This window comes from Dyella terrae, from assembly GCF_022394535.1.
Taxonomy (GTDB): Bacteria; Pseudomonadota; Gammaproteobacteria; order Xanthomonadales; family Rhodanobacteraceae; genus Dyella.
The window spans coordinates 2,986,242-3,011,262 of record NZ_CP089414.1 but is presented as its reverse complement, the minus strand read 5'-3'; the positions used below and the strand labels follow the sequence as shown (position 1 = coordinate 3,011,262).

The 25,021-nt window shown below is 60.1% G+C and carries 22 protein-coding genes and 1 pseudogene; 11 read left to right on the top strand and 12 right to left on the bottom strand.

The genetic code is table 11. The annotated features are described in order from the left end of the window. Window positions 1-14: 14 nt before the first annotated feature. Window positions 15-698, bottom strand: a complete 684-nt coding sequence (locus tag DYST_RS13110) for a methyltransferase family protein (protein ID WP_239946084.1) — start codon at window positions 696-698, stop codon at window positions 15-17. Between the two features lie 56 nt (window positions 699-754). On the opposite strand from DYST_RS13110, the gene DYST_RS13105 reads away from it, so the two are divergent. Beyond that, window positions 755-2,515 (top strand): aspartyl protease family protein, encoded by a 1,761-nt coding sequence (locus tag DYST_RS13105; protein ID WP_239946083.1) that lies wholly within the window; start codon window positions 755-757, stop codon window positions 2,513-2,515. Window positions 2,516-2,627: 112 nt separating this feature from the next. Here the strand turns inward: DYST_RS13105 and DYST_RS13100 are convergent, their stop codons facing one another. Beyond that, window positions 2,628-3,095, bottom strand: coding sequence for a MarR family winged helix-turn-helix transcriptional regulator (locus DYST_RS13100; RefSeq protein ID WP_199178947.1), 468 nt, complete (start codon window positions 3,093-3,095; stop codon window positions 2,628-2,630). Window positions 3,096-3,156: 61 nt separating this feature from the next. Between DYST_RS13100 and DYST_RS13095 the strand changes: the two genes are divergently transcribed. Further along, entirely contained in the window at window positions 3,157-4,302 is a 1,146-nt protein-coding gene (locus DYST_RS13095; protein WP_239946082.1) for an FAD-dependent oxidoreductase, read from the top strand. 14 nt (window positions 4,303-4,316) lie between these two features. On the opposite strand, the gene DYST_RS13090 is transcribed toward DYST_RS13095, so the two are convergent. Genes DYST_RS13090 through DYST_RS13080 form a run of 3 tightly spaced genes read right to left on the bottom strand, consistent with a single transcriptional unit; the run spans window position 4,317 to window position 7,801 of the window. Then, a complete protein-coding gene (locus DYST_RS13090; protein ID WP_102302813.1) occupies window positions 4,317-4,757 on the bottom strand; it encodes a MarR family winged helix-turn-helix transcriptional regulator in 441 nt (146 codons plus the stop codon). Further along, window positions 4,754-6,196, bottom strand: a complete 1,443-nt coding sequence (locus tag DYST_RS13085; protein ID WP_239946081.1) for an MFS transporter — start codon at window positions 6,194-6,196, stop codon at window positions 4,754-4,756. Before DYST_RS13085 ends, DYST_RS13090 begins: the two co-directional genes overlap by 4 nt. 54 nt (window positions 6,197-6,250) lie before the next feature. Continuing rightward, window positions 6,251-7,801, bottom strand: a complete 1,551-nt coding sequence (locus tag DYST_RS13080) for an FAD-dependent monooxygenase (RefSeq protein WP_239946080.1) — start codon at window positions 7,799-7,801, stop codon at window positions 6,251-6,253. Between the two features lie 85 nt (window positions 7,802-7,886). Here DYST_RS13080 and DYST_RS13075 point away from each other — a divergent pair, with 85 nt between their 5' ends. Further along, on the top strand, window positions 7,887-8,525 hold the full coding sequence (locus DYST_RS13075) for a TetR/AcrR family transcriptional regulator (protein WP_239946077.1): 639 nt from the start codon (window positions 7,887-7,889) through the stop codon (window positions 8,523-8,525). Between the two features lie 129 nt (window positions 8,526-8,654). Here the strand turns inward: DYST_RS13075 and DYST_RS13070 are convergent, their stop codons facing one another. Beyond that, window positions 8,655-11,498 carry a TonB-dependent receptor plug domain-containing protein gene (locus DYST_RS13070; protein ID WP_239946076.1) on the bottom strand — a complete coding sequence of 948 codons (2,844 nt, stop codon included), beginning with the start codon at window positions 11,496-11,498 and terminating at the stop codon, window positions 8,655-8,657. Window positions 11,499-12,326: 828 nt separating this feature from the next. Between DYST_RS13070 and DYST_RS13065 the strand changes: the two genes are divergently transcribed. Continuing rightward, window positions 12,327-13,508: a WD40/YVTN/BNR-like repeat-containing protein gene (locus DYST_RS13065; RefSeq protein ID WP_239946074.1), complete on the top strand. Its 1,182-nt coding sequence runs from the start codon at window positions 12,327-12,329 to the stop codon at window positions 13,506-13,508. Window positions 13,509-13,595: 87 nt separating this feature from the next. On the opposite strand, the gene DYST_RS13060 is transcribed toward DYST_RS13065, so the two are convergent. The 3 genes from DYST_RS13060 to DYST_RS13050 form a co-directional block, all read right to left on the bottom strand. Beyond that, a complete protein-coding gene (locus DYST_RS13060; RefSeq protein WP_239946073.1) occupies window positions 13,596-14,459 on the bottom strand; it encodes a pepsin/retropepsin-like aspartic protease family protein in 864 nt (287 codons plus the stop codon). Window positions 14,460-14,552: 93 nt separating this feature from the next. After that, window positions 14,553-14,774, bottom strand: coding sequence for a helix-turn-helix domain-containing protein (locus tag DYST_RS13055; RefSeq protein ID WP_102302820.1), 222 nt, complete (start codon window positions 14,772-14,774; stop codon window positions 14,553-14,555). Continuing rightward, window positions 14,774-15,601, bottom strand: coding sequence for a DUF2975 domain-containing protein (locus DYST_RS13050; protein ID WP_239946072.1), 828 nt, complete (start codon window positions 15,599-15,601; stop codon window positions 14,774-14,776). The genes DYST_RS13055 and DYST_RS13050 overlap by 1 nt, the downstream gene beginning before the upstream one ends. On the opposite strand from DYST_RS13050, the gene DYST_RS13045 reads away from it, so the two are divergent. Next, complete coding sequence (locus DYST_RS13045; protein WP_239946069.1) at window positions 15,600-16,130, top strand: DUF3455 domain-containing protein; 531 nt, start codon at window positions 15,600-15,602, stop codon at window positions 16,128-16,130. The two genes, DYST_RS13050 and DYST_RS13045, sit on opposite strands and share 2 nt — an antisense overlap. A 5-nt stretch (window positions 16,131-16,135) precedes the next feature. Next, window positions 16,136-16,288, top strand: a pseudogene (locus DYST_RS24335) (helix-turn-helix domain-containing protein); the annotation flags it as partial. A gap of 83 nt (window positions 16,289-16,371) precedes the next feature. Here the strand turns inward: DYST_RS24335 and DYST_RS13035 are convergent. Next, window positions 16,372-17,817, bottom strand: coding sequence for a DUF1254 domain-containing protein (locus DYST_RS13035; protein ID WP_239946066.1), 1,446 nt, complete (start codon window positions 17,815-17,817; stop codon window positions 16,372-16,374). 207 nt (window positions 17,818-18,024) lie between these two features. On the opposite strand from DYST_RS13035, the gene DYST_RS13030 reads away from it, so the two are divergent. The 5 genes from DYST_RS13030 to DYST_RS13010 all read left to right on the top strand — a co-directional run bounded on the left by DYST_RS13030 (window position 18,025) and on the right by DYST_RS13010 (window position 21,047). Next, the gene (locus DYST_RS13030) at window positions 18,025-18,378 is read left to right on the top strand and encodes a hypothetical protein (RefSeq protein ID WP_239946065.1); all 354 of its coding nucleotides are present in this window, start codon (window positions 18,025-18,027) and stop codon (window positions 18,376-18,378) included. A gap of 387 nt (window positions 18,379-18,765) precedes the next feature. Beyond that, a complete protein-coding gene (locus tag DYST_RS13025) occupies window positions 18,766-19,062 on the top strand; it encodes a hypothetical protein (RefSeq protein WP_239946063.1) in 297 nt (98 codons plus the stop codon). Between the two features lie 193 nt (window positions 19,063-19,255). Further along, a complete protein-coding gene (locus DYST_RS13020) occupies window positions 19,256-19,639 on the top strand; it encodes a hypothetical protein (protein ID WP_239946062.1) in 384 nt (127 codons plus the stop codon). A gap of 228 nt (window positions 19,640-19,867) precedes the next feature. Then, the gene (locus DYST_RS13015) at window positions 19,868-20,260 is read left to right on the top strand and encodes a hypothetical protein (protein WP_239946060.1); all 393 of its coding nucleotides are present in this window, start codon (window positions 19,868-19,870) and stop codon (window positions 20,258-20,260) included. 415 nt (window positions 20,261-20,675) lie between these two features. Further along, complete coding sequence (locus tag DYST_RS13010; protein WP_102301508.1) at window positions 20,676-21,047, top strand: DUF1161 domain-containing protein; 372 nt, start codon at window positions 20,676-20,678, stop codon at window positions 21,045-21,047. 23 nt (window positions 21,048-21,070) lie between these two features. Here the strand turns inward: DYST_RS13010 and DYST_RS13005 are convergent, their stop codons facing one another. Both DYST_RS13005 and DYST_RS13000 read right to left on the bottom strand, forming a co-directional pair. Next, a complete protein-coding gene (locus DYST_RS13005) occupies window positions 21,071-22,897 on the bottom strand; it encodes a S53 family peptidase (protein WP_239946059.1) in 1,827 nt (608 codons plus the stop codon). Between the two features lie 1,060 nt (window positions 22,898-23,957). After that, window positions 23,958-24,992: an MDR family NADP-dependent oxidoreductase gene (locus DYST_RS13000; protein WP_239946057.1), complete on the bottom strand. Its 1,035-nt coding sequence runs from the start codon at window positions 24,990-24,992 to the stop codon at window positions 23,958-23,960. Window positions 24,993-25,021 lie beyond the last annotated feature (29 nt).

The window sequence follows — 25,021 nt, the reverse complement described above, 5'->3', positions numbered from 1 at the left end:
CACTGTGCCTGGCATCACCAGACGAAGGGAAGAAACCGTTTCACCTTCGACGCGTACTGCCGATAGTCGGGGAACGCCCCGGCAAGCGCCTGCTCCTCGACCCGGATGCGGAAGAAGAACGCGGGCAACGTGACGACGGACAACAAGACAATTGCGATCACATTGCCAAGCGCCAGCCCCAGGCCGACGAACGCCAACCAGCCCCCGAAATAACCGGGATGGCGCACGAAGCGATAAGGGCCCGCGATCACCAACCGATGATCGCTCTGCACCGCTACGTTCGCCGAGAAAAACTTCCGCAGCGTCCACATACCCGCCCACCGGATGCAGAACCCACTGACCATCACCACCACGCCTACGATCTTGGTCAGTGGCGCAAAGGGCGCGTTGCCCACGTTGAGAAAGTAGAGCGCAATGGACAGCCACGGAAGAACCATGTTGCTGGTGGCCAGAATGATCAGTGACCGGCGATCCACATTCGCGCCGCTTCGATCACGAGCAGTGCGGAGGATCAGGCCTTCCGAAAAGAACCATACGGCGAAAAGCGCTACGGCGACGGACTCGACCTTCATGGCATTCCCCATGTTTCGGGTACTACATCGTGGCCTGGCCGAAGCCCGGAAGGCCCAGCCCCTTGATCGCTGGCGCATGATAACGCCAGCGGGGGCGTTGGCATTGGTGGATTCGTTGCGAAGCACATTGCATCGCATCTTTTAACAAATATATTCTGCCGTCGTGGCCAACGGGAGTGGACATGCTGCGTCTATGTTGCATTGGAGTAGGTCTTTTGCTGGCGAGTCAGGCCTGGGCTGACGGTTGCCAATTGAAGGATTACGGCACGTTGCCCGTGCAAATGGTGGGGAACCGGGCCACGACCACCGTGAAGATCAACGGGAAAGACACGCGCTTCATTATCGATACCGGCGCCTTCTTCAACATCATGTCGAAAGCCAACGCGGAATCGCTTGGGCTTCCTCTGCAACCCGCGCCTTTTGGCTATCGCGTCAGCGGCATCGGTGGGTCCGCGGATATCCAGCAAGCGCACGTCAAGGAATTCGGCATACTTGATACGACGCTCAAGAACGTCGATTTCATCGTCGGTGGTACCGATGCCGGTGACGGGTTGCTTGGCGCCAATCTGCTCGATATTGCGGATATGGAGATCGATCTTGCGCACGGCAAGATTACGTTGTTCAAGGTGGAGGGTTGCGGGAACGCCTTGCTCGCGTATTGGGTGAAGGATGGCAAGTACAACGTCGCCGATCTCGTTCCGTCAGATAACCAGTACGACAGACGAACCTTTGTCAGTGTGACCATCAATGGCAAGAAAGTGAGGGCCGTACTCGATTCGGGCGCTATGGCCACCGTGCTGAGCCGTGACGCGGCCGAGCGGGCCGGCATTGATTTGAATGGGCCGGATGCGAAAGCGGGCAGCAGGAGTATCGGTGTTGGTTCCAAGCCGGTGAAGACATGGACCGTGAAGGTGGACTCGTTCACCGTCGGCTCGGAAACCATCCAGCACAGCCAGATGCAGGTGATTGACGGAAGGATGGGTGGCGACACCGACATGCTGCTTGGTGTGGACTTTCTGCTTGCCCACCATATGTTCATTGCCAACAGCAAGAAGAAGGTCTATTTCACCTACAACGGTGGGCGTGTATTTACATTCGCCGCAGCCGCCGAAGATGGCGACACTTCCAATGCAGACACGACTGCAGGCTCAACAGGTGCGGCCACCAAGAACGCGAGCGATTACGCGTTATCGGGCCAAGCGCATCTGTCGCGCGGTGAGTTCAATGCCGCGATAGCCGACCTGGACGAGGCTATCCGCTTGGCGCCGGATCAGGCGGCCTACTATGTCGCCCGTGCGAGGGCACATCAGGCGAGCAAGCAGCCAGACGCCGCGCTTTCCGATCTTGACAAGGCGTTGAGTCTGGATCCAAAGAACGCCGATACATTGGTGCAGCGTGCGCGGCTTCGGATCACGCGGAAGGATCGCGCAGGCGCCACAGCCGATGCGATGGCGGCCAGCGAGTTGGCGCCTGCAGGCTCTACGCTGGCGCGCGGGGTTGCCGGTCTCTACATCGAGCTCGACCAGCCTGCCGCCGCATTGCCATTGCTTGACGATTGGATTCGCCTGCACAAGGACGATGCCATGCTCGGCACCGCCCTCAATGAGCGCTGCTGGGCGCGAAGCCTGAGCAATCAGGTGCTCGATGATGCGCTGAAGGATTGCCGCAAGGCCATAAAGCGTGACGGCGAAAATCCGGCCTATCTCGACAGTCTCGGCTTGGTCGAGTTGCGACTGGGTCAGTATCCCGAGTCGATCAAGGCATACGAGAAGGCGGTCGCCCAACACCCTGATTCCGCTTGGTCGCGCTATGGCCTTGGCCTGGCAAAGATTCGCAGTGGCCAGATGGAAGCAGGCCGCGCCGATCTCGCTGCCGCGCATACGCTCGATGCGGAGATTGAGGCACGCGCAGCCAAGTATGGTTTGACTGCCGCAAGTCCGTAGGGCCGACACGACGCATGTTGGCGGCATAGTCAGACCGTTGGATTCAGAAGGTATCCAGGCCGATCCGTATGCGATCGTCAAATCGGGTGACGCAAGACGCCATCCAAGGCCACTAGTCAGCGGCGTTTTCCTCGGCGACAAGTCGATCGAGATTGGTGTTGAGGCGCTTCAGCAAATCGACAAGCTGTTCGATCTCGTGCTTGCTGAATCCGCTGAAGGCGTCCTTGTTGCCGCTATCCAGCGCCTCTCGGACCTTCGGGACCTTGGATAAGGCGCGCCGGGTCAAAGAGACCAAGCTGCTTCGGCCATCCTGCGGATCAGGCTGGCGCTGAATCAATCCATCACGCTCCATGCGCGAAAGCATCTGTGCCATGGAGGGCTGCTCAATCTTCGCCAACGTTGCGAGCTGCTTCTGGGACATCGCCCCACCATCGCGCAGCATATAAAGCACCGGCATCTGGCCGATGGCGAAGCCGAGTGGCTTGATCTGACGATCGCCAAGCCGGGCAAAGCTGCGCGACGCCATGTTGATGAGTGGAGCGGGATTGCCGAACAGGCTCCAATCCATAGCGCTTGACATATGAATAGCTACCTATATTGTTATATAGGTTCCAATGTATATCCTGAGGCAGGTGTTGTCGATGACTGATCAGCTGCGTATTGCCATTGTCGGCGGGGGCCCGGGTGGTCTTGCCCTTGCTCGCATACTCGCCTTGGGCGGTATGGCGTCCACCGTGTTCGAACGTGAAACTCATGCCAAGGTTCGACCGCAGGGCGGCACGCTCGACCTGCATGCCGATTCCGGCCAGTTGGCCCTGCGTCGCGCCGGTCTTGAGCGCGAGTTTCTAGCCATTGCTCGCTACGAGGATCAGGGCAGCCGCCTATGCGACAAGGCTGGCCACATCCTGTTGGCCGATGACGATGCGAGCGCGGGTGATCGTCCAGAGGTGGATCGCACGGCGCTGAGAGACATGCTGCTCGCCTCTCTCCCGTCGAACACCGTGCGGTGGGATCACGCGGTCACGCAGGTACAGCCGAACGCCGACGGAACCTATGACATCATTTTTGCGCACGGCAGCAGCGAGACGTTCGATCTGGTGGTGGGTGCGGACGGCACTTGGTCGATGGTGCGTCCACTGGTGTCGCGCTATGAGCCTCAGTACTCGGGCCTGACCTTTATCGAGTTCGGCCTTGATGACGTGGATACCCGGCATCCCGAGCTTTCGTTGCTCGTGGGTCGCGGCAAGCTCGGCGCCGAGGGTAATGATGGGCGTGCGCTCATCATTCAACGCAACGGTCATGCCCATCTTCGGGGCTACGCCATCTTTCGGGTGCCTTCGGACTGGGCTGCGAAGCACTTCGACTTCTCTTCACCAGCAACGGCGCGGGCGCGCCTTGTTGCCGAGTTCGATGGCTGGGCCAATCCACTACTCGACCTGATTCGTGCGAGTAACGACATGATGGTCCCGCGGCAGATCTACGCGTTGCCCGTGGGCCACCACTGGGCGCATCGCGCAGGAGTGACGCTCTTGGGCGATGCCGCGCATGTGATGTCGCCTTTCGGCGGCGAAGGCGTAAACGCCGCATTGCTCGATGCCGCCGAACTGGGTCGGCACTTGATCGAACATCGCGATTGGAAGTCCGCCGTCAAGGACTATGAGAGCGAGATGTTCTCTCGCGTCGTTGAGGCAGCCAAGGCCTCTGCCGAAGCCGCCGCCACCGAGCTATCGCATATCTCGCTCAGCCTGAGTCTTGAGGTGATGAAAGAGCACATGCACGGGCGCTGATCCGCGCGCCGGTTCTAGGGCTCGTGGCGCTGTATCTTTTCTAGTATGCGGCGGAGATGCGCGAGGTCGGTGTCGGATAGCTGCTGGACGGCGGCGGGCGCATCGTCGCGCACCGTGCGGTGCATGAGTTCGATGAGTTTCCGGCCCGCGGGAGTGAGCGACACCAGCTTCGCTCGTCGGTTGTCCGGATGCGGTTGGCGCTGGACCAAGCCGCGATCCTCCAGATCATTCACCGCGACCGTGGTGGCCGGTGCGTCGCTGCTGGTCATGTCAGCCAACTGCTTCAAGGTCACCGGCGCGTCGATCAGCCGCCGCAGTACGCGCACCCGGCTGAAGGGCAGCCCGGTGACTTCGCTCACCTGACGGCGCCACTCGCCACGCGTTTCCCACACTAGGCTTACGAGCATCTGCCAGAGGTGGTCGGCTTCACTCCCGCTGGTGGGGTGTCGGCTCATGCCGGCGCTCCCGCGGGTGCTTCTTCCATCAGATGCGCCGCATGACGGGTCGTGTCGCGCGCCCACCCCGTGTTGGACAACCATGCCAACAGCACGATGGTGGCGCCGCCGCCGGTCATCAGCCACCAGAACGGATGCGATGCCTCCGCGAACCCGTCATGCATATGCGAGCCAAGGATGGTGCCCGCGAGAGCGACACCCAGCGAGGCGCCGACCTGTCTGCTGGTCGAGGCCACCGCCGCAGCAAGGCCTGCCTGCGCCTTGGGCATGCCGGACACGGCTGTGTTGGTGATCGGCGCGTTCACCATGCCGAAGCCAATCCCGAAGATGACATAGGTCAACAACAACCAGAGCAGCGACGTCGTCGCGGTGAGCTGCGTCATCATCACCGCGCTGATGATGGTCGCCACACCGGCGGCCAGCAGCGATGGCCGCGTGCCATAGGTACCGACCAGCCGCCCGGAGAGTGGCGAGCAAAGAATCGTCGCCGCCGCGAGCGGCAACGTGCACAGCCCGGTTTGGAAGGCCGACAGGCCGCGTACGCCCTGCAGGTACAAGGTGTTGAGGAACAGAAAGCCGGAGAAGGCCGAGAAGCTACAAACGGCGATCACCGTGGCGCTGCTGAAAGGCGCACTGCGAAAGAACCGAACATCGATCAACGGATCGTGACGCCGGGGCTCATAGACAAGCAGCGTGATCAGCGCAAACACGGCGATAGCGAACAGGCCGATGATCGTGGTCGAGCCCCATCCCGCGTGGGGGCCTTCGATAACCGCATAGGTCACCGTAGCCAGGATGGCGAATACCAGCAGCTGTCCGATGGGATCCACGCGTCGCGGCTTCGGCGCTCTGGATTCAGGAATGTAGCGTGCGGCCAGCAGCATCGCCGCTGCACCCACGGGCAGGTTGACCCAGAAGATGGAGCGCCAGCCAACGCTTTCGGTCAGTGCACCGCCGATGACCGGGCCCAACGCCATCGACACGCCGGCGACCGCGCCCCAGATGCCGATGGCGCGGGCACGCGCCTTTGGCTCATGGAACGTATTGGCGATGATCGACATGGCGACCGGATTGAGCATGGTCGCGCCCAACGCCTGCACCACGCGGAATGCGGCCAGCCCATAAATATTCGGTGCAAGGCTGCATAGCAGCGAGCCCAGCATGAATAACGCCATGCCTGACTGAAACACGCGGCGTCGCCCAAAGCGGTCGGCCATCGAACCCGCCAGCATCAGCAGGCTTGCCACCACCATGGTGTAGGCATCGATCACCCACTGCAGCCCCGATATCGACGCCCCCAGATCCCGCCGGATCGCGGGCAGGGCGACATTCACGATGGTGGCGTCCATCGCCACCATCAGCAGGCTCAGGCAGCAGATGCCCAGGATGAGGTTCGGATGGGTTGTTGCCCGCCCATTGGGGCTGATAGTTGTATTCATACAACTATTGTGGATTCACAATAATGCCGCGTCAATAGGCCGCCCGGGACGGGATCAGCTGCCTGACGGAACCTGCTCCGGCGCCGCCTTGCCGAACCATCGCGACGCGGCGCTCGCCGCTTCATCCGGATCAGGCGTGGCCTCGGTGGCCCAGGCCACCAAACCGTCAGGCCGTACGAGCAGGGCGTTCAGGCCCATGGTGTCCACGGCGTCACTGGCGACATAGATGACGCGATCTTCCCAGCGGTTCGCCAGCTCCTGAAGCGGCGCATCGGCGTTGAAGTCCAGAAGCAGGGCTTTTCCCGATCGGAGCCGCTCGCTGAGTTTTGTTCCGTCAACCAGTTCGAGATCGGGGGCACTGCATCCCACCAGTGGATGGCCATCGCCGAGATCGTGGCGGAGACCAATACCCCATAAGCGTCTGGCGAAGTACGTCGCGCCGTCGGGCGTGTCGATGAGGTCACGGATGATGGCCTCCAGCGCACGCGTACTTCGGCTCGGCCGCATAAGCGCGACTTGTGCGCGTGACCAATCCAGAACTTGCGCGCCGATCGGCATGCGTTCACTTGCATAGGTGTCGAGCAGGCCATCCAGCGCATCGCCACGGAGCGTGGCAGCGAGTTTCCATCCCAGGTTCATGGCGTCGCCAAGCCCGAGGTTGAGTCCCTGGCCGCCCAGGGGCGAGTGGACGTGTGCGGCGTCGCCAGCGAGCAGCACCCGGCCGCGGCGATACGATGTCGCCTGGTAGGCGCGATCGGTCCAGGTAGCCGCAAGTCGAAGAACAGTCACGGTGACGTCTGCGCCAGAGACACGACGCAGTACGGTTTGCACATGATCGAGTGTGATCGGCTGGGTGCGATGAAAAGCGCCCCCGTCGAAGTCGACCATGCCAATCGTTCCAGGTAGCGCGTAGGTGTACATGCCCGTTGCTGTGTAATGGCGACCCGGCTGGAGCTTGTCCGGGTCGGCCAGTTCGACGTCGACGGAGTAACCGGTGAACTCGGGCTCGGTGCCGGCGAATTCGAAGCCACCCGCCTTGCGTACGGTGCTGCGCCCACCATCGCACCCGACGAGCCAGCGCGCGCGAAAGATCTCTCCAGCCGTACGAATGATCACGACATCGTCCGATGGATCGATACCTTCAACGCCCGTGCCGCGCCTGATATCGACACCTGTTGCGGCTGCGCGAGCGGCCAGGACAGATTCGAGGGACTCCAGATCGACGGCCATGTTGGAACCGGCCGGACCCGGTCGGTGATACGGCCACGTCGAGGTGTCGATCTTGTCGTGGTAGAACTGGATGCCGGCAAAGTGTCCGCCTGGACGGCGGGGCTGGTTCATCCAATGCGCTGCCGCTGCGTTGTTTGCACCGGAGCCTGCGTTCGACGACTGCAGCGCAGCGATGTCGTCCAGCAGGCCACGACGATAGAGGGTTTCGATCGTGGGCACCGTAAGGCCGCGCATGCCGAAAGGCAGGCGCTTCAAAGGTGAGCGCGGTTCGTGGGCTTGCTCCAACACCAACACGGAGAGACCCGCAAGGCGCAGTTCACAAGCGAGAAACAAGCCGACAGGACCCGCGCCGGCAATAGCGACGTCGTAAATCAAGGCAGTCTCCTTAAGACAGCATCGGGCCATCGGGGATGATCGGCGGCCACGGCATAAATCTTACACTCAGTATAATATTTTGGATATGAACACCAGCAAGCCAGATCAGCCGGGGCTCCGTGACCGCAAGAAGGCAGCAACGCGCCAGGCGATTTCCGACGTCGCCACGCGCCTGTTTGTCGAACACGGTTTCGACAACGTGTCGGTCGATGACATAGCGCGCGAAGCGGACGTCGCGCGGAAGACCGTGTTCAACTACTTCGCGCGCAAGGAGGACCTGATCTTTGACCGCGAGGAAGAAACGCGTGCCTTGGTACGCGCGGCGGTTGTTGGTCGCGGCAAGCAGTTACCCGTTCACGCATTCCAGGCGTTGATGCGCGGACTGCTGGAAGGGCGGCATCCACTGTTGCGGATCTCGAAACGCACAGACCAGTTCTGGCGTACCGTCGCCGAAAGCGCGGCACTGACCACGCGCGCCCGCGAGCTTCAGGTAACGCTCGCCGATGATCTCGCCGTCATGCTGTGCGACGCCGTGGGCAAGCCGCACGTGGACCCTGACGCACGCCTCGCCGCAGCCATGTTGATGGACACCATGGTGATTGCGTACGGCGAAGCACTTCGCGCCTTTCGCGGAAAGCAAAAGCCCGAAGCGGCGTTCGGGGGCGTGATGGAGCGTGGTTTTGTCGGCGTCAACGCGGCTTTCGCCGGGACACCCTATGCCTGATACCCATGGTTGATCGGCAGATCAGCACGCAGGGCACGGATCAACGAACGTGCTAAATGGTGGAGTGCGGGTTGCCCACGCACTCCACCGGTTGCTCACCTAGGGAAACAAACGTCGCAACGTCCTGTGTTACGACTTCTGTCCGAAGTGATAGTCGAGCTCAATCCACCACTGCCGCCCGTAGATGTCGTACGTGCTGGACGGATAGTTGGGCCAGCCGCCTGTCCTGTCGACAGGGAATCGATTGGCGATGTTGTTGACGATCAGGGACACCGAGGTCTGCTTGTTCACCTGATAGCCGACGCTCGTATTGAACAGCGTGTAAGGCGTCCGGTACGCCGTTTGGTCGAGCTGCGGAATACGGCCATAGCGGATGCCGTTGATCGTTGCCGACCAAGCATTGAGTCGCCAACTCAGTGTTCCATCGATCTTGCTTCGCCATTCGTTCTGGTAGGCGATGCTCAGGTCGTCCTGCACAGCGTCCCCAGTGAACTGCTCGTACTTGTGATCAAAGACCGTGGTGTAGTTCAGTTTGAAATCGAAGCGACCAAAGCGCTCGCCCCATCGGATATCTGCGGTCGCATCAAGGCCACTGGTGTGTTCGTTGGCGGCATTGATGGGATTGATGTCGACCGACGTTACATAGTTGGGGTTCACCAGCGCGTTGGGCGCATTTCTATGCACGCGTGTGGTGGCATCTCGGCATAGCGCGGATTGCGGATCGACAGTCGTGCCAGCCAGTGTCTTTCCTTCCAGGCAGTCGGCGTCCGTCCGTAGAAGCTGGTCGACGCTGAGATCAGTGACTTCGTTGGTGATGGCGATGTGGTAGTAGTCGACCGAAAGATCGAGGTTCTGCGTGGGCGACCAGACAAGCCCATAAGTGAAGGAGCGCGCCTCCTCCGGTTTCAGGTTCCGGTTACCGCTCTGGGTATAGTTGATGTCGAAGACCTGATCGCAACTACCGTACGGCTGGCCACCCTGGCGGCACAGATAGTAGTCGGTCATACCCGGTTGATAGCCGAGCGTCTGGTTGGAGAAGATGTAGTTCATGTCCGGGGCGCGGAAGCTGGTCGCGTAGCTTCCGCGTACCAGCAGGCCATCGATCGGACGGTACTCCAGGCCCAGGTTATAGGTCGGTTTGCCAATCGCATTGCCTGCAAAATGGAAGCGGTCATAGCGAGCCGCGCCAGACACGGTCAACGACTTCAGCACGGGCGCATTGAACTCGACGCCAACGGCTTGGTTGCGACGCGTTCCCTGCGAGCCATCGGCACTCGACGTCCCCCAGAAATACCCCTCGTCGATGCGAGGATCGGGATTGTTTCGATAGCCCTGATCCCCTAGCTCAGCCAACGCGGCGACATTGAAATCGCCATTGGGCAACTCAAACAACGGGCCATTCACGACCAGGCTGGCGGATTGCGTCCACGACGTATTCTTGCTCGTGCTGGACGCGGCGATGGAGGAGTAATCCTGCGCGGATAGCGGGCTGTAGAGCTTCGACAGGTTCGGCGCATAGACCGGGAATGGCGTACCGCTGACATTCTGCGTACCGATCTGCGAGCCAAGGAAGAACGAATCCACATTGCTCAGCAGGCGATACCTGGTCTGGTCGCTGCTGTAATGGGACGTCGTGAAGTTGGCGTCGTACTGCCAGCGGCTATCACCAAAGCTTCCCTTGGCGCCGAGCGAGGCCGTCCACGACCGCTCCAGGTAGACGTGATTGTAGGCACTGAGGCCAATGCCCTCATCCGGGGCAATCGTGCGCTGCAAGTTCTCCAGTTGGCCCGTGTTCGCATCCCAGAACGGACCAACAACCGTCGAGGTTCCCCACGAGGGCGGACCGATCAGCGTGCTGGTGACTTTCGTGTCATCGGCAAGAAAGTCGCCATAGAGTGAGGTGTGATCGTTGAGCGCGTAGTGAAGCGAAGCAAAGGCCGATGCCTGCCGCTTTCCGGCGCCGATCGTGCCGTCGTTGTAATAGCGATCGCTTCCGCAATAGGTGCCGGGCCGATTGGGGTCGTTGCTGGTGGCGAGACCCACACTTCCGCCCATCAGGCCGGATAGCCCCGAACATGCGCCGTTTGGTGGAGTGATATAGCCCCCGGAGATGGGGTCGCGAATCGAAGCCACCGAAGGAACCGATGTGGTGGGATCAAGTGCGCCACGCGTATACGAAGCACTCAGGTTCCGGTCGCCAAACGTTAGCGGCTGCACATGATTGAGCTCCAGGCCGACGAGGCCGCTCAACTTACCGGCATTGATGCCCTGGGTCAGCTGAAGACGTTGGTTTGCGCCGCCGCCACCTTGGGTTCCGCCCGTGCGCACGTTGATATCGGTGCCGTCATAGTGCTGCTTGAGGATGATGTTGACGACGCCAGCGATGGCATCGGAACCGTAAATGGCAGAGGCACCCGCATCCGTGATCTCAATCCGCTCGATGAACTCTGAGGGGATATTGGCGAGATTGACTGCGTTCACTTCGCCGTTGTACGCGACGGGATACTCCGCGAGGCGATGACCATTGACCAGCACCAATGTGTGGTTTGGACCCAGGCCGCGAAGGCTGACGAAGCTGCCAGCCGGTGTGAACGTACTGCCGAAGTCCTGTCCGGTGGTGATGCCCGTGTTCTGCGTAGCCTGCGAAATGGCGTCGAACGCATTCCGATAGCCCTTGGCGTCAATGTCGGCGGCCGTAATCACAGTGACCGGCGATGGTCCTTCCAAGTCCGAGCGCGGAATACGTGAGCCGGTAACGACCACTTGATCGAGCTGTTTGACCGACTTCTTATCGTTGTTCGTATCCGTCGGCGCTACCGACTGGTCTTGCGCGCCAGCGGGGATATCACCCGTGGATGGCGAGCTCGTCTGCGCCCATGCAGAGGCAGAAAGCGTGATACCAACGGCGATGGCTATCGCACGTCGATGGAGTCGCTTCACCGTCGGCGCAGGTGTTGGGGCTGGTCGTGGCATGGTGTGGCTGATCCCTGGTGTGACACGTCAGTCCGGCACCCTCCTGGCGCCAGATGAAGTGTTCTTAGTGAGGTGTGACCGCTGCTGGGGAGGGTCAGTGGACTGGTACGGCTGTGCGTGCCTTCAACAAGACCGGGCGGCAGCGATGCCGCAGTAACAGAGGTGGTCTTGGAATTCGTTGACGTGCATAACTTGATGACTCATCCGGGAGTGGTCGCCGTTGGGCGAGTGGACGTCCATACGTCTATTCTTCGTGAGTTACATGCCATGTCAACCAATATTGGCGATGTGAATAGCCGCCGACCGACGGCGGGACGGTCTCGCGGGGATGCGTCGACATCAACCTTGCTGATCGTTAAAAGATGCGCTTGCGCTGTTTTTTGCCGACGTTGACGGCGATTTCGCAGAAAACGATGGCCGTATCCGCGGGGCGATGAAGGGTGGGCTTATGCCAAGAATCGCCTAAGCTTATGAGAAATAACCATGATGGATTGGCCCTCGCGTCAGCGTCGTTTCATAGCGATCGGGTTTCCCTGCGGAAGTCGGCGCGAGATGTTCGCAGTGATTCGTATGCCGTCAGTCATGTGTCCATCGACACAGGTTCCAGGGCGACGCGTTCTATAAGCTGCCGCACGGTCGAGCCGCATCGGGTCAATCAAGCGTGTGCTTGTTGTTTCGCAAGGCGCACGCAAGGGATGGCCGTCATCGGTTGCGGAACGCCGGTTCCCGGAAGACGTGAATCCACATACCGGAACGAGTCACGTGCCCAGAGACCTCCAGGCGCGCTCGCACCGGATACGCGTTGAACCTCCTGCCAGGCACACCTACATGCCCAACGACGTCCCGTTCTCCCGTATCGCCATGCCAGCCCGCAAGACACTGTCATGGGCGGTGCTGGCGCTTGCATGCCTTCACGGTAGCGCCATCGCTAGCGATGCCCCATTGACTCCACAGGCGGGAAGCCATTGGCAGAAGCTGCCGACCGAGCCATACAAGGGAAAGCAGGACGACATTTACTTCGTGAATAAGGACGTCGGCTTTTACGTCAACGGCAAAGGCAACATTTGGCGAAGCACCGACGGCGGCCGTAGCTGGCAGAACGTCCTCAAGCAGCCGGGCACCTACTTCCGCGCCATCGGCATGGTCGATGCGCAGCACGGATTCGCCGGGAACATCGGTACGGGCTACTACCCGGGCGTCACGGATAGCACGCCGCTTTACGAGACCACCGATGGCGGCGAGCACTGGCACGCCGTGACCAACATCCCCGGGCCCGCCATGCAGGGTGTCTGCGGCATCGACATTCTCCATCCCGATGGCGCAGCGCAAAGCGACTCGTCCACGGTCATCCATGCGGCGGGACGCGTGATGGGCCCGGCCCGGTTGCTGAGCTCGCTGGATGGCGGAAAGACCTGGACCAACACGGACATGACGCCGTGGATCGCCATGATCGTGGACGTCAAATTTTTCGACAGCAAGAACGGCGTGATCTACGGCGGCTCGGACGCAGACCTGGCCAAGTCACACGCCGTGATCATCACCACGCACGATGGTGGAGTTCATTGGACGCGCGTCTACGAATCGAAGCGGCAGTCCGAACTGATCTGGAAAGGGTCCTTCGCGACGCGGCGCGTGGGCTACGCCACCATCCAGAACTACGACACGGATGTAAAAGCGACCCAACGCTGGCTTGCAAAAACCACCGACGGCGGCAAGACATGGAAAGAACTGCCCTTGGTGGACGACAAGGAAGTCACCGAGTTCGGCGTGGGCTTCGCGAATGCTGATCTTGGCTGGGTAGGTACCACCAAGGGCGGCTTCGAGACGACGGACGGTGGCGCGCACTGGGCGCACGTGGACATGGGGCGCGTGATCAACAAGTTCCGCATTCTTCCTGATGGCCAGCACTTCACCGCCTATGCCATTGGCTCAGACGTCTACAAGTACACCAGCGAAGCGCTGCCCGCCGTCCCCGAGGCGGCCGCGACCGTCAAGGTCGACAAGCCGTAAGGACGTATCGTGCTTGCATGACTATGTGTTGCGTCGTGGCAAGGCTGGCTTATCGCCGGCCTTGCCAGTGGATAGGGACCTGGCACGCTAGCGGCTGGTCACGTGCTCCGGTGTGCACGTCGACTCATCAAACCAGAATTGCTTGGCGTCGTGGTCGTAGACCAATCGGTAGCCTTGCATGATGTCCAGGCCGAAGATCATGGCCGGCCCGTTACCTATGCCAAATGTGTTGAACACAGGCAGATCCATCACGCGCGCCTGTACGTTGGATGCTTCGAGGCCGGCGAAACCCACGGTTCCAATCGGCCCCTTGCGGGATGGCATCCCTTTGGAATTTGCGCCGTAGATTGTTTCGCTATCGTGGAACGTCGACGAGGCGGGGTCTAGACCTGCAGCGCGAACGAAAAGGCTGTTGATTCGCGTGTCGCGAGAACCCGTATCAAGTACGGCAACGCCGTGTACGCCATGAACCGTGACATCAAAAGTCAGCTGCGTACCGTTCTTGACCACACCAGCTTGCAGCATGCGGGCCTTGGGTGAAAGCAAGGTCGCCATGTCCACGGGCTTGGGCCAGATATGCACCTGGCTGCATGGGAAATCGAAAACGGCGACGCTCCCATCCATCAAATCATTGCCAACAACGCCTACTTGGCGTTCGACATCGTGGCGATCGGGGTAGCTGTCCACCGTGACATTCACCAGCGCGCGCCCGTCGACCTCAATGCGTTTCAGGGCATAGGTCGGGATGCTTGCCGAGCCGGTCATCCCGTCGATGACCTCCGACGGGCCTGGCGTCAGATGTTGTTGTTTGGCAAACCAGGCGTACACACCGGAGATATCGGCGCCCGTATCCAGAATAACGGGGTAAGGTCCCTTTCCATCGATAAAAGCGGGCACGAGCAAGTGCCCATTGCCGCCCGGTGTCAGCGGCACGGCGGCAAGAGCAGTCAAGGAAAGCAGCGAGCAACACGCTGCCGTCACCAAGATACGGTGCATATCATTCTCCACAGGGGCAGATGAGCTAGGGAGGGCGCGTGGATTCCGCTACGCGGACTCGTCTTCGTCAGGTTGAAACTCGAGCAGATCTCCCGGCTGGCAGGAGAGATAACGGCAGATGGCCTCTAGCGTCGCGAAGCGGATGCCTTTGACCTTTCCCGATTTCAGCAAGGACAGATTGGCTTCGGTGATACCCACGGCGCTCGCCAATTCGTTCGAGCGAATTTTCCGCTTGGCTAGCATCACATCGAGACGCACGACGATGGCCATCAAATGAAACCTTCGCGCTCGCGATCGATGTCGCAACCAAAGGAAACGACGTAGCTCAGTGCGAAAAGGACGATGCCGGTCACCAGTGCGTCGATCTGCCGGATCTCAAACTTGAAAGCCACCGCGCTCATGCCGGCCACGTACAAAGTGGCGTGAGTGAGCAATGGAGCAACAGCGTAGGCGAGCAACGCCCAAGCCATGCCTCGGACATGCCCGGCGTTGCGTTCGGTGAAGACAAGCCCTTTGCCATACATGCGAAACAAGCTGAAAAAATGCCAGAGCGCTACCAGCCCTGGGGCAAGCCGGATCGCCAACAGCACCGCCGCCAGGCAGGATTGCCAGACCGCGAAATGAGTGATTGGCACGAACGTGGTCGGCAATGCTTCTTTCATCCAAGGGTTGAGCACAAAGGAAAACCCGCCCTTGGTCAGGCCCGCCAGATCACCCATGCGGAGCGTGACCACTGCTATGGCTGCGATATCGATCAGCAGAACGAGTACCAGGCAAACAGCCGCCGCGCCGGCAATGAACTTGCCGCGCTGGATAAGCCGAGCATCGGGTCGAATGCCTGTAGTGGCATCCACGGGTTCTGCGCCACGGGATCGCACCGGACTTTGAGTCATGGTTCTTGCTCGGCTGGCACCACTATGGCGCAGAAATAAATTATCGTAAAACAATAATTTCAGCAAGGGTGCCGTAGGGGGTGCTTGCCAAGGCGTGGGCGGTGCATCATTAACCGAGCGCCACAAGGGGGCCTCCGCTTTCGATCCACAGCGGATGCGATGACTCCACTGGGCAATGCGTGGTTTTAGCGAGGACAGGTTCATGACCGTAAAAGCCATACGTGGAATAGCCGCCGCCGTCGTGTTGCTGGCGGCAGGCGCACAAGCCTCTCGGGCGGAAGAAGCGGTGCCGGCCGCACTGCAGCCGCCCAACGGCTACACCGCTGCCTTCTCGGCAAAGGCCACCGGAGTTCAGATCTATACGAGCACAGCCGCGGCTGGTTCGGCACCGACATGGACCTTCGAGGCGCCGCTGGCTGAGCTGAGCGCGCGCGATGAAGTGATCCATCACTATGCCGGCCCTTCATGGGAGGCCGCTGATGGCAGCAAGGTCACGCGCGATACGTCCGCGCCGGTGGTGACCGTGCCTGCGAAACAAGCCGGTGCCGATATACCGTGGCTACTCATCAAGGTCGCAGCTGATCCCGCTCCGGGCATCTTGAGCAAGGTCGTTTACGTTCAACGTATCTCAACGAGTGGCGGTATCGCGCCCGCGAAGCCACCGACCCGGGCAGGCACCAAAGTGGGTGTTCCCTATACGGCAACCTATGTGTTCTACGTAAAGTCGAACTGAGGTTTCGCCAAAGTTCGTCCGGTTACCGGATCGGCGGCATTCGGCGTGTGCCACGCTGCCGTTTCGTCCGCGCGTTGACACTGGTCGAGCGCGAAGAGATCTCGCGATCAGTGGCAAGGGGTCATTCGCTTAGGACCATTGCCTCGCAGCTTCATCGTGTGCCATTTGTGCGTTCGCCATGCAGTTTCCCTCACTTCCATAAGGGAGCAGTGGTGAGCCGACTACCAGCCACGGGGACCGCCTACCTCTGCAGCTCCAGATCCGGCAGCTTCCACGCCTTGTCGAAAAACGCTTTTTCAGGGCCATAGAGCCTGAATAGCAGTTCGAAACGACCGTGGGGGCTGGTTGGCATCCAGTTCACTTCCTGCCCGGCAGGCGCCTTGGGGCCAAAGACAATGTCTACGCTGCCATCAGGGTTCTTCTTCAGCCCCGGTGTGTTCGATCCACGACTCGACCATGAGGTGTCGCGTATCAGTGCGTGCGTCTCGGCGTCGTAGGCGGTGACCGACCAATAGAGCTTCACCGGCGGATTGGCGGGCACGTGAAGTCGATACGTCCTGTTGCCGTCGAGCGCGTTGCCTTGGCTGTCGCGCGTCACCATCAGATAGAACTGCCCCGCGCCGAGCTGCTTGGCGGAGAAATAGCCAAGCGAGTACATCACCGCGCGATTGTCCACCGGGTAGCTATTCGTGTCGGGAAAGTTGTCGGACATGCCCTTGATGGTTTCCGCTGTGACAGGTAACGCCCAGTGGGCACCGTCATAAAAGGGCGACTTGGCTAGCGCTTCGTCAGTCCACAGACGGATCAATGCATGAGCTTCCTTGGCGCCTCTTTCCACTGTCGCCTTGTTGGCCTCTTCCAGATGCACGGGCTGTCCTTTCACGATGCCAAGGCTGCCAAGCGTGTCGATCATGACGCGGTCGCGTTCCAGCCAAGGCTCGGCCTGCACAAAACGATTCAATGCGTCGAAGTAATGGCCGTCGTAGGGAATGGTGGCGTCATATGGCTTGTCGTATGCATCGACGAAGCGTGTCTCGGGCGCGCCACTCGCACCCGTGGAAAGGGGGTACAGCTTGATGCGTCGACCGTAAGCCACCGCATCGGCAATGTCTTTGTCGCCGCCGCTCTTCACGTTCGACCTTAGAAGAGCAAATCCACGGAAAGTGCTCGAGCGTAGCGCGATATATCCCTCGGGAACCGTGTGCTTGTAATTCGGCGGGAGTATCAGATAACTACCGCCCTTACCTTTGTCTGTGCCGGCTGGCCCGACATCCGCGATGGCGTTTTGCCAGCCGTCGTCGATGCTGCCGGTGATGGAGTCATCGTTGCCGGCAGCGGGAACGTCGAGAACGACCGGCCCATTCGTGGTGTCGTAGAACGGGGTGAAATAGATGGTCTCGGGGTTCGGTGTCAGTGTCTGGTTTCTCCAGTTCACCGGTCGTGACCAGTAGATGACCTGATTAGGCGCACCACCCATGGCGATGAATGCGTCCAGCATCAATTGGAAATTGACGGCAGGCATTCCCCACACAACAGCCTCGACAGCGCTTCGTTCGACGCTTCGCTGTTGTAGATCTTCCTGCGATGGCGATGTGGCCGGACTGGCCGAAGCAGTGCGGGCATAGGAAGCTGGCATGCCACACACAAGCGTCACTGCCAGAGCAGTGGCCAACATGGTCGGTTTCATGGACGTCTCCAATGCCGGTGCATTCCGCAAGGCCGGGCCAGGCGCCTCACACTCTGGTATCACATCACAGCCGTTGAAGAAGATGCTTCGGTGGAACTACGGCGTCGGAGCCGGTAGATCTACGCAATAATTACAGCCTGCGGGGAAGGGTGGTGATGTCCGCTTTCGACCCGGTGCGGACAGTTCCATTTGGCAATCGGAGGGTGGATGTCGGATATACCGCAGTGCCTAACTTCTGACCAACCCTTTCCGCACAAGGCCGAGTTGATGGCTGCAATCGATGCCGGAGCATCAGTCCGAAAGGATGAGCGGCAGCTCATGGTGGGTCGATTAATTGGTACTTACGAAATCAGGCTGAGATTGGCTCAGGCGCAGGGCCAGCCGGCAAAAGACGACCTGGCCTTATTGGTGGATAACCTCAGGGACTGCGAGAATGTTGCAGTCGCCGTTTGGTACATCCATTCGGCTGGCGGCGTGAGATTCATAGTGGTGGAGGGTGCCGAGGACGGTCGATTCTTAGGCTGTCTTCTGGGAAGCGTTGAGAATACTTTCCCGCAGTGAAACGATCATGCCGCTACGTCCGCTCCCGACCCGGAGCGGACCTGAAGCTCTCCAGTGAACTGTGCGCGACGGTCCAATTGTGCGTGCCGCGGCGTTAATCCATGTTCGCAGCAAGCAGTGCAGATCATCCCGAGGAGGAGATGAGCTTGAAAACACCGGACGAATTTGCGGAAGCGATGAACGGAAGGGGAGCACTTTCTTCTGGAGGCATCAACGGTTCCCAAGCCACCCTTGGCACGGGGAGCAAACACTACAGCCCGCGCCCCCAATCGCGCCTGCTGAACACTTTGGCGCTCCTGGTCTGCGGTGGTGTTGCACTGTGGGGGGGCATGGCGGGGTCTGGGCAACCATCATCCGCTGCTGGCTGGCCTCTTCGCTTCAGGTGCCGTGGTCGCCATCACCGGTCTGGCGTATGTGGCCACGGTCCGCGTTGTTATTGATCACCGAACATTTGTACGTAGTTGGCTTGTGGGCCAACGTGTCATCGTGTTGGAGGACATCGCCCAGCTTGGCCTCGTCCAATACAAGGGCACGGTGTCACTGCTCGTTCGGAAAAGTCGGTGGCGCCAACTGTCGCTCAGCAGTGATACGTTCGACTGGCAAGATGTGCGCTGTATGCACCGCGACATTCTGCTGGCCCTGGGCTTGGACACCGAGCCTATGTGGCCGACGGCTCCACGCTGACTTGGCATGCTGGACGTGGCTGCGGTGCTGAGCTACCGGCGCTTTCAGGCGGAGATGCAAGGAAGCGATGGCGGGCCGGCCCTGCACTAACGAAGCCCAAGAAGGGACACGGCCGCGTTCGGATCGAAGACCGAATCGTAAGGTCCGCTACCGACCCACAGCAGACAGTTCGATCACCAGTTAAGGAGATTCCATGCGTTACTGGTTCTGGGCTCTCTTGGTGCTTTCGCTGACCGTTGGTCCCACTTTCGGGCAAACGTCCAAGCCTAAGGTCACCGGGGTCTATAGCAATCTTCGCTACAACCAAGAAGGCGGCGACCTGCTTGGAATGGAGCTGCTAGTGATTCCAAGCGAGGCTGGGTACACGGCTTTTGTCCAAATCGCCGAGGGCAGCGCGCCCTATACAGCGATAGTCCCGTTGGCTGTAGAAAATTCGCAAATCTCGTTCACTTTACCGCTCGGGGGCGCGTATGGCGGAATGAAATTTGATGGTGAGCTGAAAGCTACCTCGCTCGTCATCAAGTCGGCGGCCGGAGCTAACGAGACACTCAGGCGAGACAAGAGCTACTGGCAGTAACGGCTTTTGGGAATGTCCGCTTCCGACCCGAGGCGGACATGCAGGCTGCGGGTTAAAAACAGCTTCATTAGATGCTCCCCAGGGGAAACATGATCGCAAGGCAGTTGGTCGCAGTTGGTTTCCGGTTGTTCGCGATTTGGTTGTGCGTTGGCGCGTTTCAGGCATTTGGTCTGTTAGTTGCCGTACGGAAGATGGTTTCCAACTTAGGGGGATTCACCGTGGCTTGGCATGTGGATCGTCGGTGCTCTCATTGGCATCGCGGTCATCGTCTGGGGACTAAGCGGACCTTTGTCACGCGTACTTACCTTCGGCATGCCCAAGATTGAGGAGGCAGGGATCTCCGCCTCCGATCTGGTCGCGGTTGGGTGTGTACTCATGGGCTTGTGGTGGCTGAAGGAAGCGACCATCCCCCTCTTGGCTCTATGGCTCAAAGCTGTCGCCCTCTCGCCGGAAACCGGCCAGTCGGCATTTGCGTGGCTCGGTGTTCAAGGCAAAGTATCCGCTGGCCTGGATGCGCTGCAGATTGGAATTGGCGTCTACTTCGTGACTCAACCTTACAAGATCGCCACGCGTCTGATTCGCAATGTTCCAACGGCCTTGGAGCCGCAGCCCGTCAATTGATGTGGTGGCTCACGATGAACCGCGTGAGCGGGGTGACGCCATGTCCGCTTTCGACCCGGAGCGGACGTTCCGTTCAAGTAGTGTTGGCTTGTCGTAGTTCACGGAGGAATTATGAAATACGTACTCGGCTACATCTTCGGTTTGACCTTTGCCGCGCTGGGTATCTTTTTAGGAGTTTACTTTGCGTGGAAAGGTCTCTCCTCCGAACCTTACAGTGCAGTTGAGTTGGGCTCCTTCTGGGGTTACACGGGCTGCTTTTTGGGTTGTTCTTGCGCCGTCATAGGGGCGTTGACAGGGCTTTGGCGAAAGAGCGCTTCGCACAGATCGGCTCTCTTCTAGAGACGTCGCAGAAAGAAGGCCCGCTTCCGACCAGGAGCGGGCATTCGCTTTTGAAACTGGCCCACAAGGAGGAGTTATGAAGTCTCGTACGTTTATCGCTGCGTTGACGTTGATGGCGTTGCCGTTGTTCGCCCATGCCTCATGCGAAACGGTGAAATCCGACATCGACGCGAAGATCAAAGCGAACGGTGTGAGCAACTACAGTTTGGATGTAGTGGCTGCTGATCAGGCAGATAAGGGCGAAGGCAAAGTAGTGGGGCAGTGCGAAGGGAATAAAGCCATCGTGTACTCGCGCGGACAATCCACGGCGGGTAGTGGCGACTCCAGCCATACGCCGAAGGAATCTCCGGCCGGGGCAGGCAAATCGGGAGCTGCAACACCCCCTGCAGGCGCCACGTCGATGCCACCACCTCAGGCAGTCGGCCGGTCCGGCCAAACCGGGGGCTGATGGTCAGTCGTTTGCGAAGCTGTTCAACGAGTGGCGGCCAGTGGCCGCCACTCGTTGCTTCGGTGCTGCTTACTGATTGGTCGTGCTGATGAAGCCAGGTGTGGCACCGATGAAGGTGCTGGCCGCTTGGATGTCGATGCTGCCCAACCCGTGGCGTTGTCACGGCCCGCGACGGCTGAGTAGTAGCCGTTGTTGCCCGTGCTCACGTCATGGAAAGGGAATTGGCTGGCGTAGGCGTACAGTGCCGGTGCGGCGAAGCCCATGCCGTTGTTGTTCGCGGATTCCAGGCGTGCCCATACACCCACGAACAACGGTGAAGCCAGGCTGGTGCCGCCGTTGGTGTAGTAGCCCGATTGCGAAATGCCCGAGGTGGAGCTCGCCGTGAAGTACACAATGATTGGCGAGTTGGTCCAGTCCGCATTGAAGGCCACGTCAGGCACGCTGCGATAGGCATAGCTGCTCGACTGCCAGCTGGGCGTAGGTTCGGAACTGCTCACGCCGCCGCCGCTGTAAGGCCAGGATGCTTCGGAGACGTAGCTGTCCGCACTGGTGGTGTTGAGCGTGGTGCCGCCCACGGCCACGACATACGGCGAGCTGGCCGGATAGTTGACTGACAGCGTGGTGGTGCTGCCGTAGGCACCGTTCTGCGGCGCCGTACCGTTCAACGGGCACGGGTAGGAACCATTGTCACCGGTGGCTGCCGAGAACGTCTGTCCCTGCGTTACACCAAGCTTGAAGGCGGAGTCCGCAAAGCCCGGCGAGCCATCGCATTCCGGCAGGCCCCAGGACATGTTGGCCACCTTGGCGGTGTTGTCGCTGACCACCTTGTTGATCACCTGCAGCAGACCGCTGTTGCTGGCGCCGCTGGAGCCGGTGCGCGAACTGTAGGTTCCGCCATCGGTGTAGAACACCAGCTTCTGCACACTGCCGGCCACGCCGACGATGGCCTGTGCGTCCATGCCCCATTCGCCCTGTCCGCTATCGTCCGTGCTGCTCTTGGTCGTGGTGGAGACGATGGCGGTGGGAACGGCGGTGATGCCTTGGCCGCTCTCGAACTTGCTCAGGTCGGTCTGTGCGTTGGTCATGCTGCCCCAACCGAGGACGGCCACCGTGGTATGGCTCGCCGTGCTTGCGCTGCCGGCGTCATAGACCGTGGCGAACTCCTGCGGGTAGTAAGCATGAGCCTGCGAATTGCCGGTGACCGACACCACCGTGTACGCGGGCTTGATCTGCGAGGCGGGCAGTGAGAACACGCGAGCCTGATGCAGCGTGTTGAAACCCAGCACCTGATCAACCACCGAGCTCAATGCCGCCGGCACTTCCACGCCGCTGGTATTGGCGATGCCGTCGCGGCCGTGACGGCTGAAGTGGCCGATGGAGGTGCGGAAGGCATTGCGGGCCGTTCCCACGCTGCCGTCTGCGGTGACCAGCAGACGGTTCGGTGCAATCTGGACGTTGGTGAAGCCTTGCTTGGTCAGGTAATCGGCGACCTGCTGGGCTTGCTGCTGGGTCGGCGCGAACAGCTCGGTGCTGTTCTGACTATTGAGGAACTGGTGAAAGGACGGGCTGCCAGGATGGAATAGCTCCTTGAGGTAGCTGTCCAGCACATCTTCGTTGCGCAGCTTCAGGCTGACGGTGATCGATACCGCCTCCTGATCGGCGGCATAGCCGCTGAAGGTAGCGTCACCGGTATACGGTGCATGGGTACGCGTCATGGCCCATGCCGTGGTGCTGGCATCGGAGGCGGGTGCGGCCATCAGCGCGCCCGGCAAGCCCAGCGCAACAGCCAACATGGTGGCCAGATACCCCTGTGCGAGGGCACGCGACGTGCCCTTTACTGCCTTACTCATAAGCAATAACTCCCCAGTAATGTGGTTATGAATCCGACGTGCGATGCAGCGAATGACCGACCATGCGGACACGCATCTCCCCTGCGCCGGCACCTTCCAGGTGCCAGTGACGCATGGACGAGTCATAGGGAAAAAGCTCGAATACCGCGGCCGCGGCACCTTCCAACCCCCTGCTGCGAGTCGATTTATAGGGAGGAAAATGCGAGCAAATCGTGAAATCTATCGCTTTCGGCATAGACCGTAAAAAATTACTTTTAGAGAAATTTATTACGTTAGATAGGCGGTTGATTTCGCTGTCTTGCGTGACGCTGACGGCAAGAACTTTCGTTTACTGCGAGCGCGTCCGCTTCGGCGCATATGGACTTCAGTAAGTCCAAGGAGGGGGAGTGGCAACTCACGGATCGTCGCATTGGCGCCAGCATGGACGTCTATCCATGTGGCGATACATTGGAGCGAATCGCTCCTACCAGGGCTGGCATACAAGCGCTGACGCCGCTGGTTGCCTATCACTGCTTGCGCTACTTGATGCGCTGGCAGGGAAGTCTTTGGCACCTTATCGAACGGTTTCCCTGGCGGCTCCTTCCTCGGCGCTGCTGACCGCTCCCGGAAGGATGTTCTCGGGTACTGAAGTGCTCGCAAAGCTTCGCTTGGCTCATGTCGCCTCTTCGACTGAGTGGCGATTCGCGGCTTTGCCGGATGTGGCATCCCTGACAATAGGGGAGCCCCGGCGCATCAAACTCTGCGAGGCGACCATTGCACTGTCCTCCGGCGAGGAGGATTTCCGAATAGGTCCGGAAGACCGCGAGCAGGGACTATGGTTCTGGCGATGGAGGCCATAGTGCTTTGTTTGGACGGCCAGGGTACTTCTGCTTTCGGCTGCGACTTAGGCCGGCGAGCGTACCTAACGCCATGCGCTCAAAGCGTCATGGCAGCCGACGCAGCGCGACCCCGCACAAACTGTCGTGATCGGCTGTGAAAGACAATCGCCACGTTCGTACTTGTCATGACTTCTCCGGAAACATCACTAGGCATGTTGCGACTCATGGATCATCGATGGGTGCTACAGCTCGACCAGCACCACGCCTTTGAGCCGGCCCTCACAGGCCTGCTGCAGGGCTTCGGGTGCTTTGTCGAGACCGTTGAACGTCGTGCTTGGCAGGCAAATCGTGCCTTCCTGCTGCCATTCGTCCAGGCGGCGTATCCATTCGTCGAATGCATCGGAACTGGGTTCTCCTGCGCTATAGCCACGCAGTGTGATTCCCATGATGGGTAACCGGAATGTATCGATGTCGGCTGGCGCGACCGATGTGGAGCGTTCTGCATTCAACTCGGCGACAAGGGCACCCAGGATCACGAAGCGCGCGTCTTCTCGTGCGCACGAGACCGCAGCACTCAATTGCTCACCGCCCACCATATCGACGCACACGTCGATGCCATGAGGTGCCGCTTTGGCCAGTTGCTCGATAAAGGGACCGTCGTTCCGGACAATGACCGCGTCATAGCCGAGATCGCGCCTCATCCAATCGGCCTTGTCGGTGCTTCCCGTGCTACCGATCACGCGGAACGCACCAAGATTGCGCGCTATCTGTGCCGCCATGGAACCGATGGCGCCGGCACCACTGGATACGAAAACGATGTCTCCACGCTTGATGCGTATCCCGCGTGTCAACGCAGCGTAGGCTGTCCAGCCATGACCGAGATACGCGGCAGGTTCGATGGATTCGCGCTGCAGTACTTTGCATTGATGGGCGTCGGCGATTGCATAATCGCGCCAACCCAGCGGATGTAAGACGATGTCACCAACCTGTAGCTGTGATTCCGGCGTTGTGGCGATGACCTCGCCGATAGCTCCGTCGGAAAGGGCATCTCCCGGCTTGAGCGGCGGAAATGGAATACCCTTGATGTCCTTCGCGTCGCGGCTCGCCATCAGGCGAGTCGATACCGAGACTCGAAACCACCGGTTGCGTAGCAGTACTTGGCCAGGTGCCAAGGGTGGCAACGGCACCTCGGTGATCGTGAAATCCGTCGATTGAAGCTTGTTCCCCGGATGGGCGGCGAGTGCAACTTGGCGTGAAACACAAGGGCGTGGGTGCATGCTTGATTCCTGTGGTTGGGTGATGGCGG

Excerpts from the sequence above, each read along its gene's own strand:
- DYST_RS13105 (WP_239946083.1), top strand. The coding sequence starts at position 755 with ATGCTGCGTCTATGTTGCATTGGAGTAGGTCTTTTGCTGGCGAGTCAG.
- DYST_RS13100 (WP_199178947.1), bottom strand. The coding sequence starts at position 3,095 with ATGTCAAGCGCTATGGATTGGAGCCTGTTCGGCAATCCCGCTCCACTC.
- DYST_RS13095 (WP_239946082.1), top strand. The coding sequence starts at position 3,157 with ATGACTGATCAGCTGCGTATTGCCATTGTCGGCGGGGGCCCGGGTGGT.
- DYST_RS13090 (WP_102302813.1), bottom strand. The coding sequence starts at position 4,757 with ATGAGCCGACACCCCACCAGCGGGAGTGAAGCCGACCACCTCTGGCAG.
- DYST_RS13085 (WP_239946081.1), bottom strand. The coding sequence starts at position 6,196 with ATGAATACAACTATCAGCCCCAATGGGCGGGCAACAACCCATCCGAAC.
- DYST_RS13075 (WP_239946077.1), top strand. The coding sequence starts at position 7,887 with ATGAACACCAGCAAGCCAGATCAGCCGGGGCTCCGTGACCGCAAGAAG.
- DYST_RS13070 (WP_239946076.1), bottom strand. The coding sequence starts at position 11,498 with ATGCCACGACCAGCCCCAACACCTGCGCCGACGGTGAAGCGACTCCAT.
- DYST_RS13065 (WP_239946074.1), top strand. The coding sequence starts at position 12,327 with ATGCCCAACGACGTCCCGTTCTCCCGTATCGCCATGCCAGCCCGCAAG.
- DYST_RS13055 (WP_102302820.1), bottom strand. The coding sequence starts at position 14,774 with ATGGCCATCGTCGTGCGTCTCGATGTGATGCTAGCCAAGCGGAAAATT.
- DYST_RS13045 (WP_239946069.1), top strand. The coding sequence starts at position 15,600 with ATGACCGTAAAAGCCATACGTGGAATAGCCGCCGCCGTCGTGTTGCTG.
- DYST_RS13050 (WP_239946072.1), bottom strand. The coding sequence starts at position 15,601 with ATGAACCTGTCCTCGCTAAAACCACGCATTGCCCAGTGGAGTCATCGC.
- DYST_RS13035 (WP_239946066.1), bottom strand. The coding sequence starts at position 17,817 with ATGAAACCGACCATGTTGGCCACTGCTCTGGCAGTGACGCTTGTGTGT.
- DYST_RS13030 (WP_239946065.1), top strand. The coding sequence starts at position 18,025 with ATGTCGGATATACCGCAGTGCCTAACTTCTGACCAACCCTTTCCGCAC.
- DYST_RS13020 (WP_239946062.1), top strand. The coding sequence starts at position 19,256 with ATGCGTTACTGGTTCTGGGCTCTCTTGGTGCTTTCGCTGACCGTTGGT.
- DYST_RS13015 (WP_239946060.1), top strand. The coding sequence starts at position 19,868 with ATGTGGATCGTCGGTGCTCTCATTGGCATCGCGGTCATCGTCTGGGGA.
- DYST_RS13010 (WP_102301508.1), top strand. The coding sequence starts at position 20,676 with ATGAAGTCTCGTACGTTTATCGCTGCGTTGACGTTGATGGCGTTGCCG.
- DYST_RS13005 (WP_239946059.1), bottom strand. The coding sequence starts at position 22,897 with ATGAGTAAGGCAGTAAAGGGCACGTCGCGTGCCCTCGCACAGGGGTAT.
- DYST_RS13000 (WP_239946057.1), bottom strand. The coding sequence starts at position 24,992 with ATGCACCCACGCCCTTGTGTTTCACGCCAAGTTGCACTCGCCGCCCAT.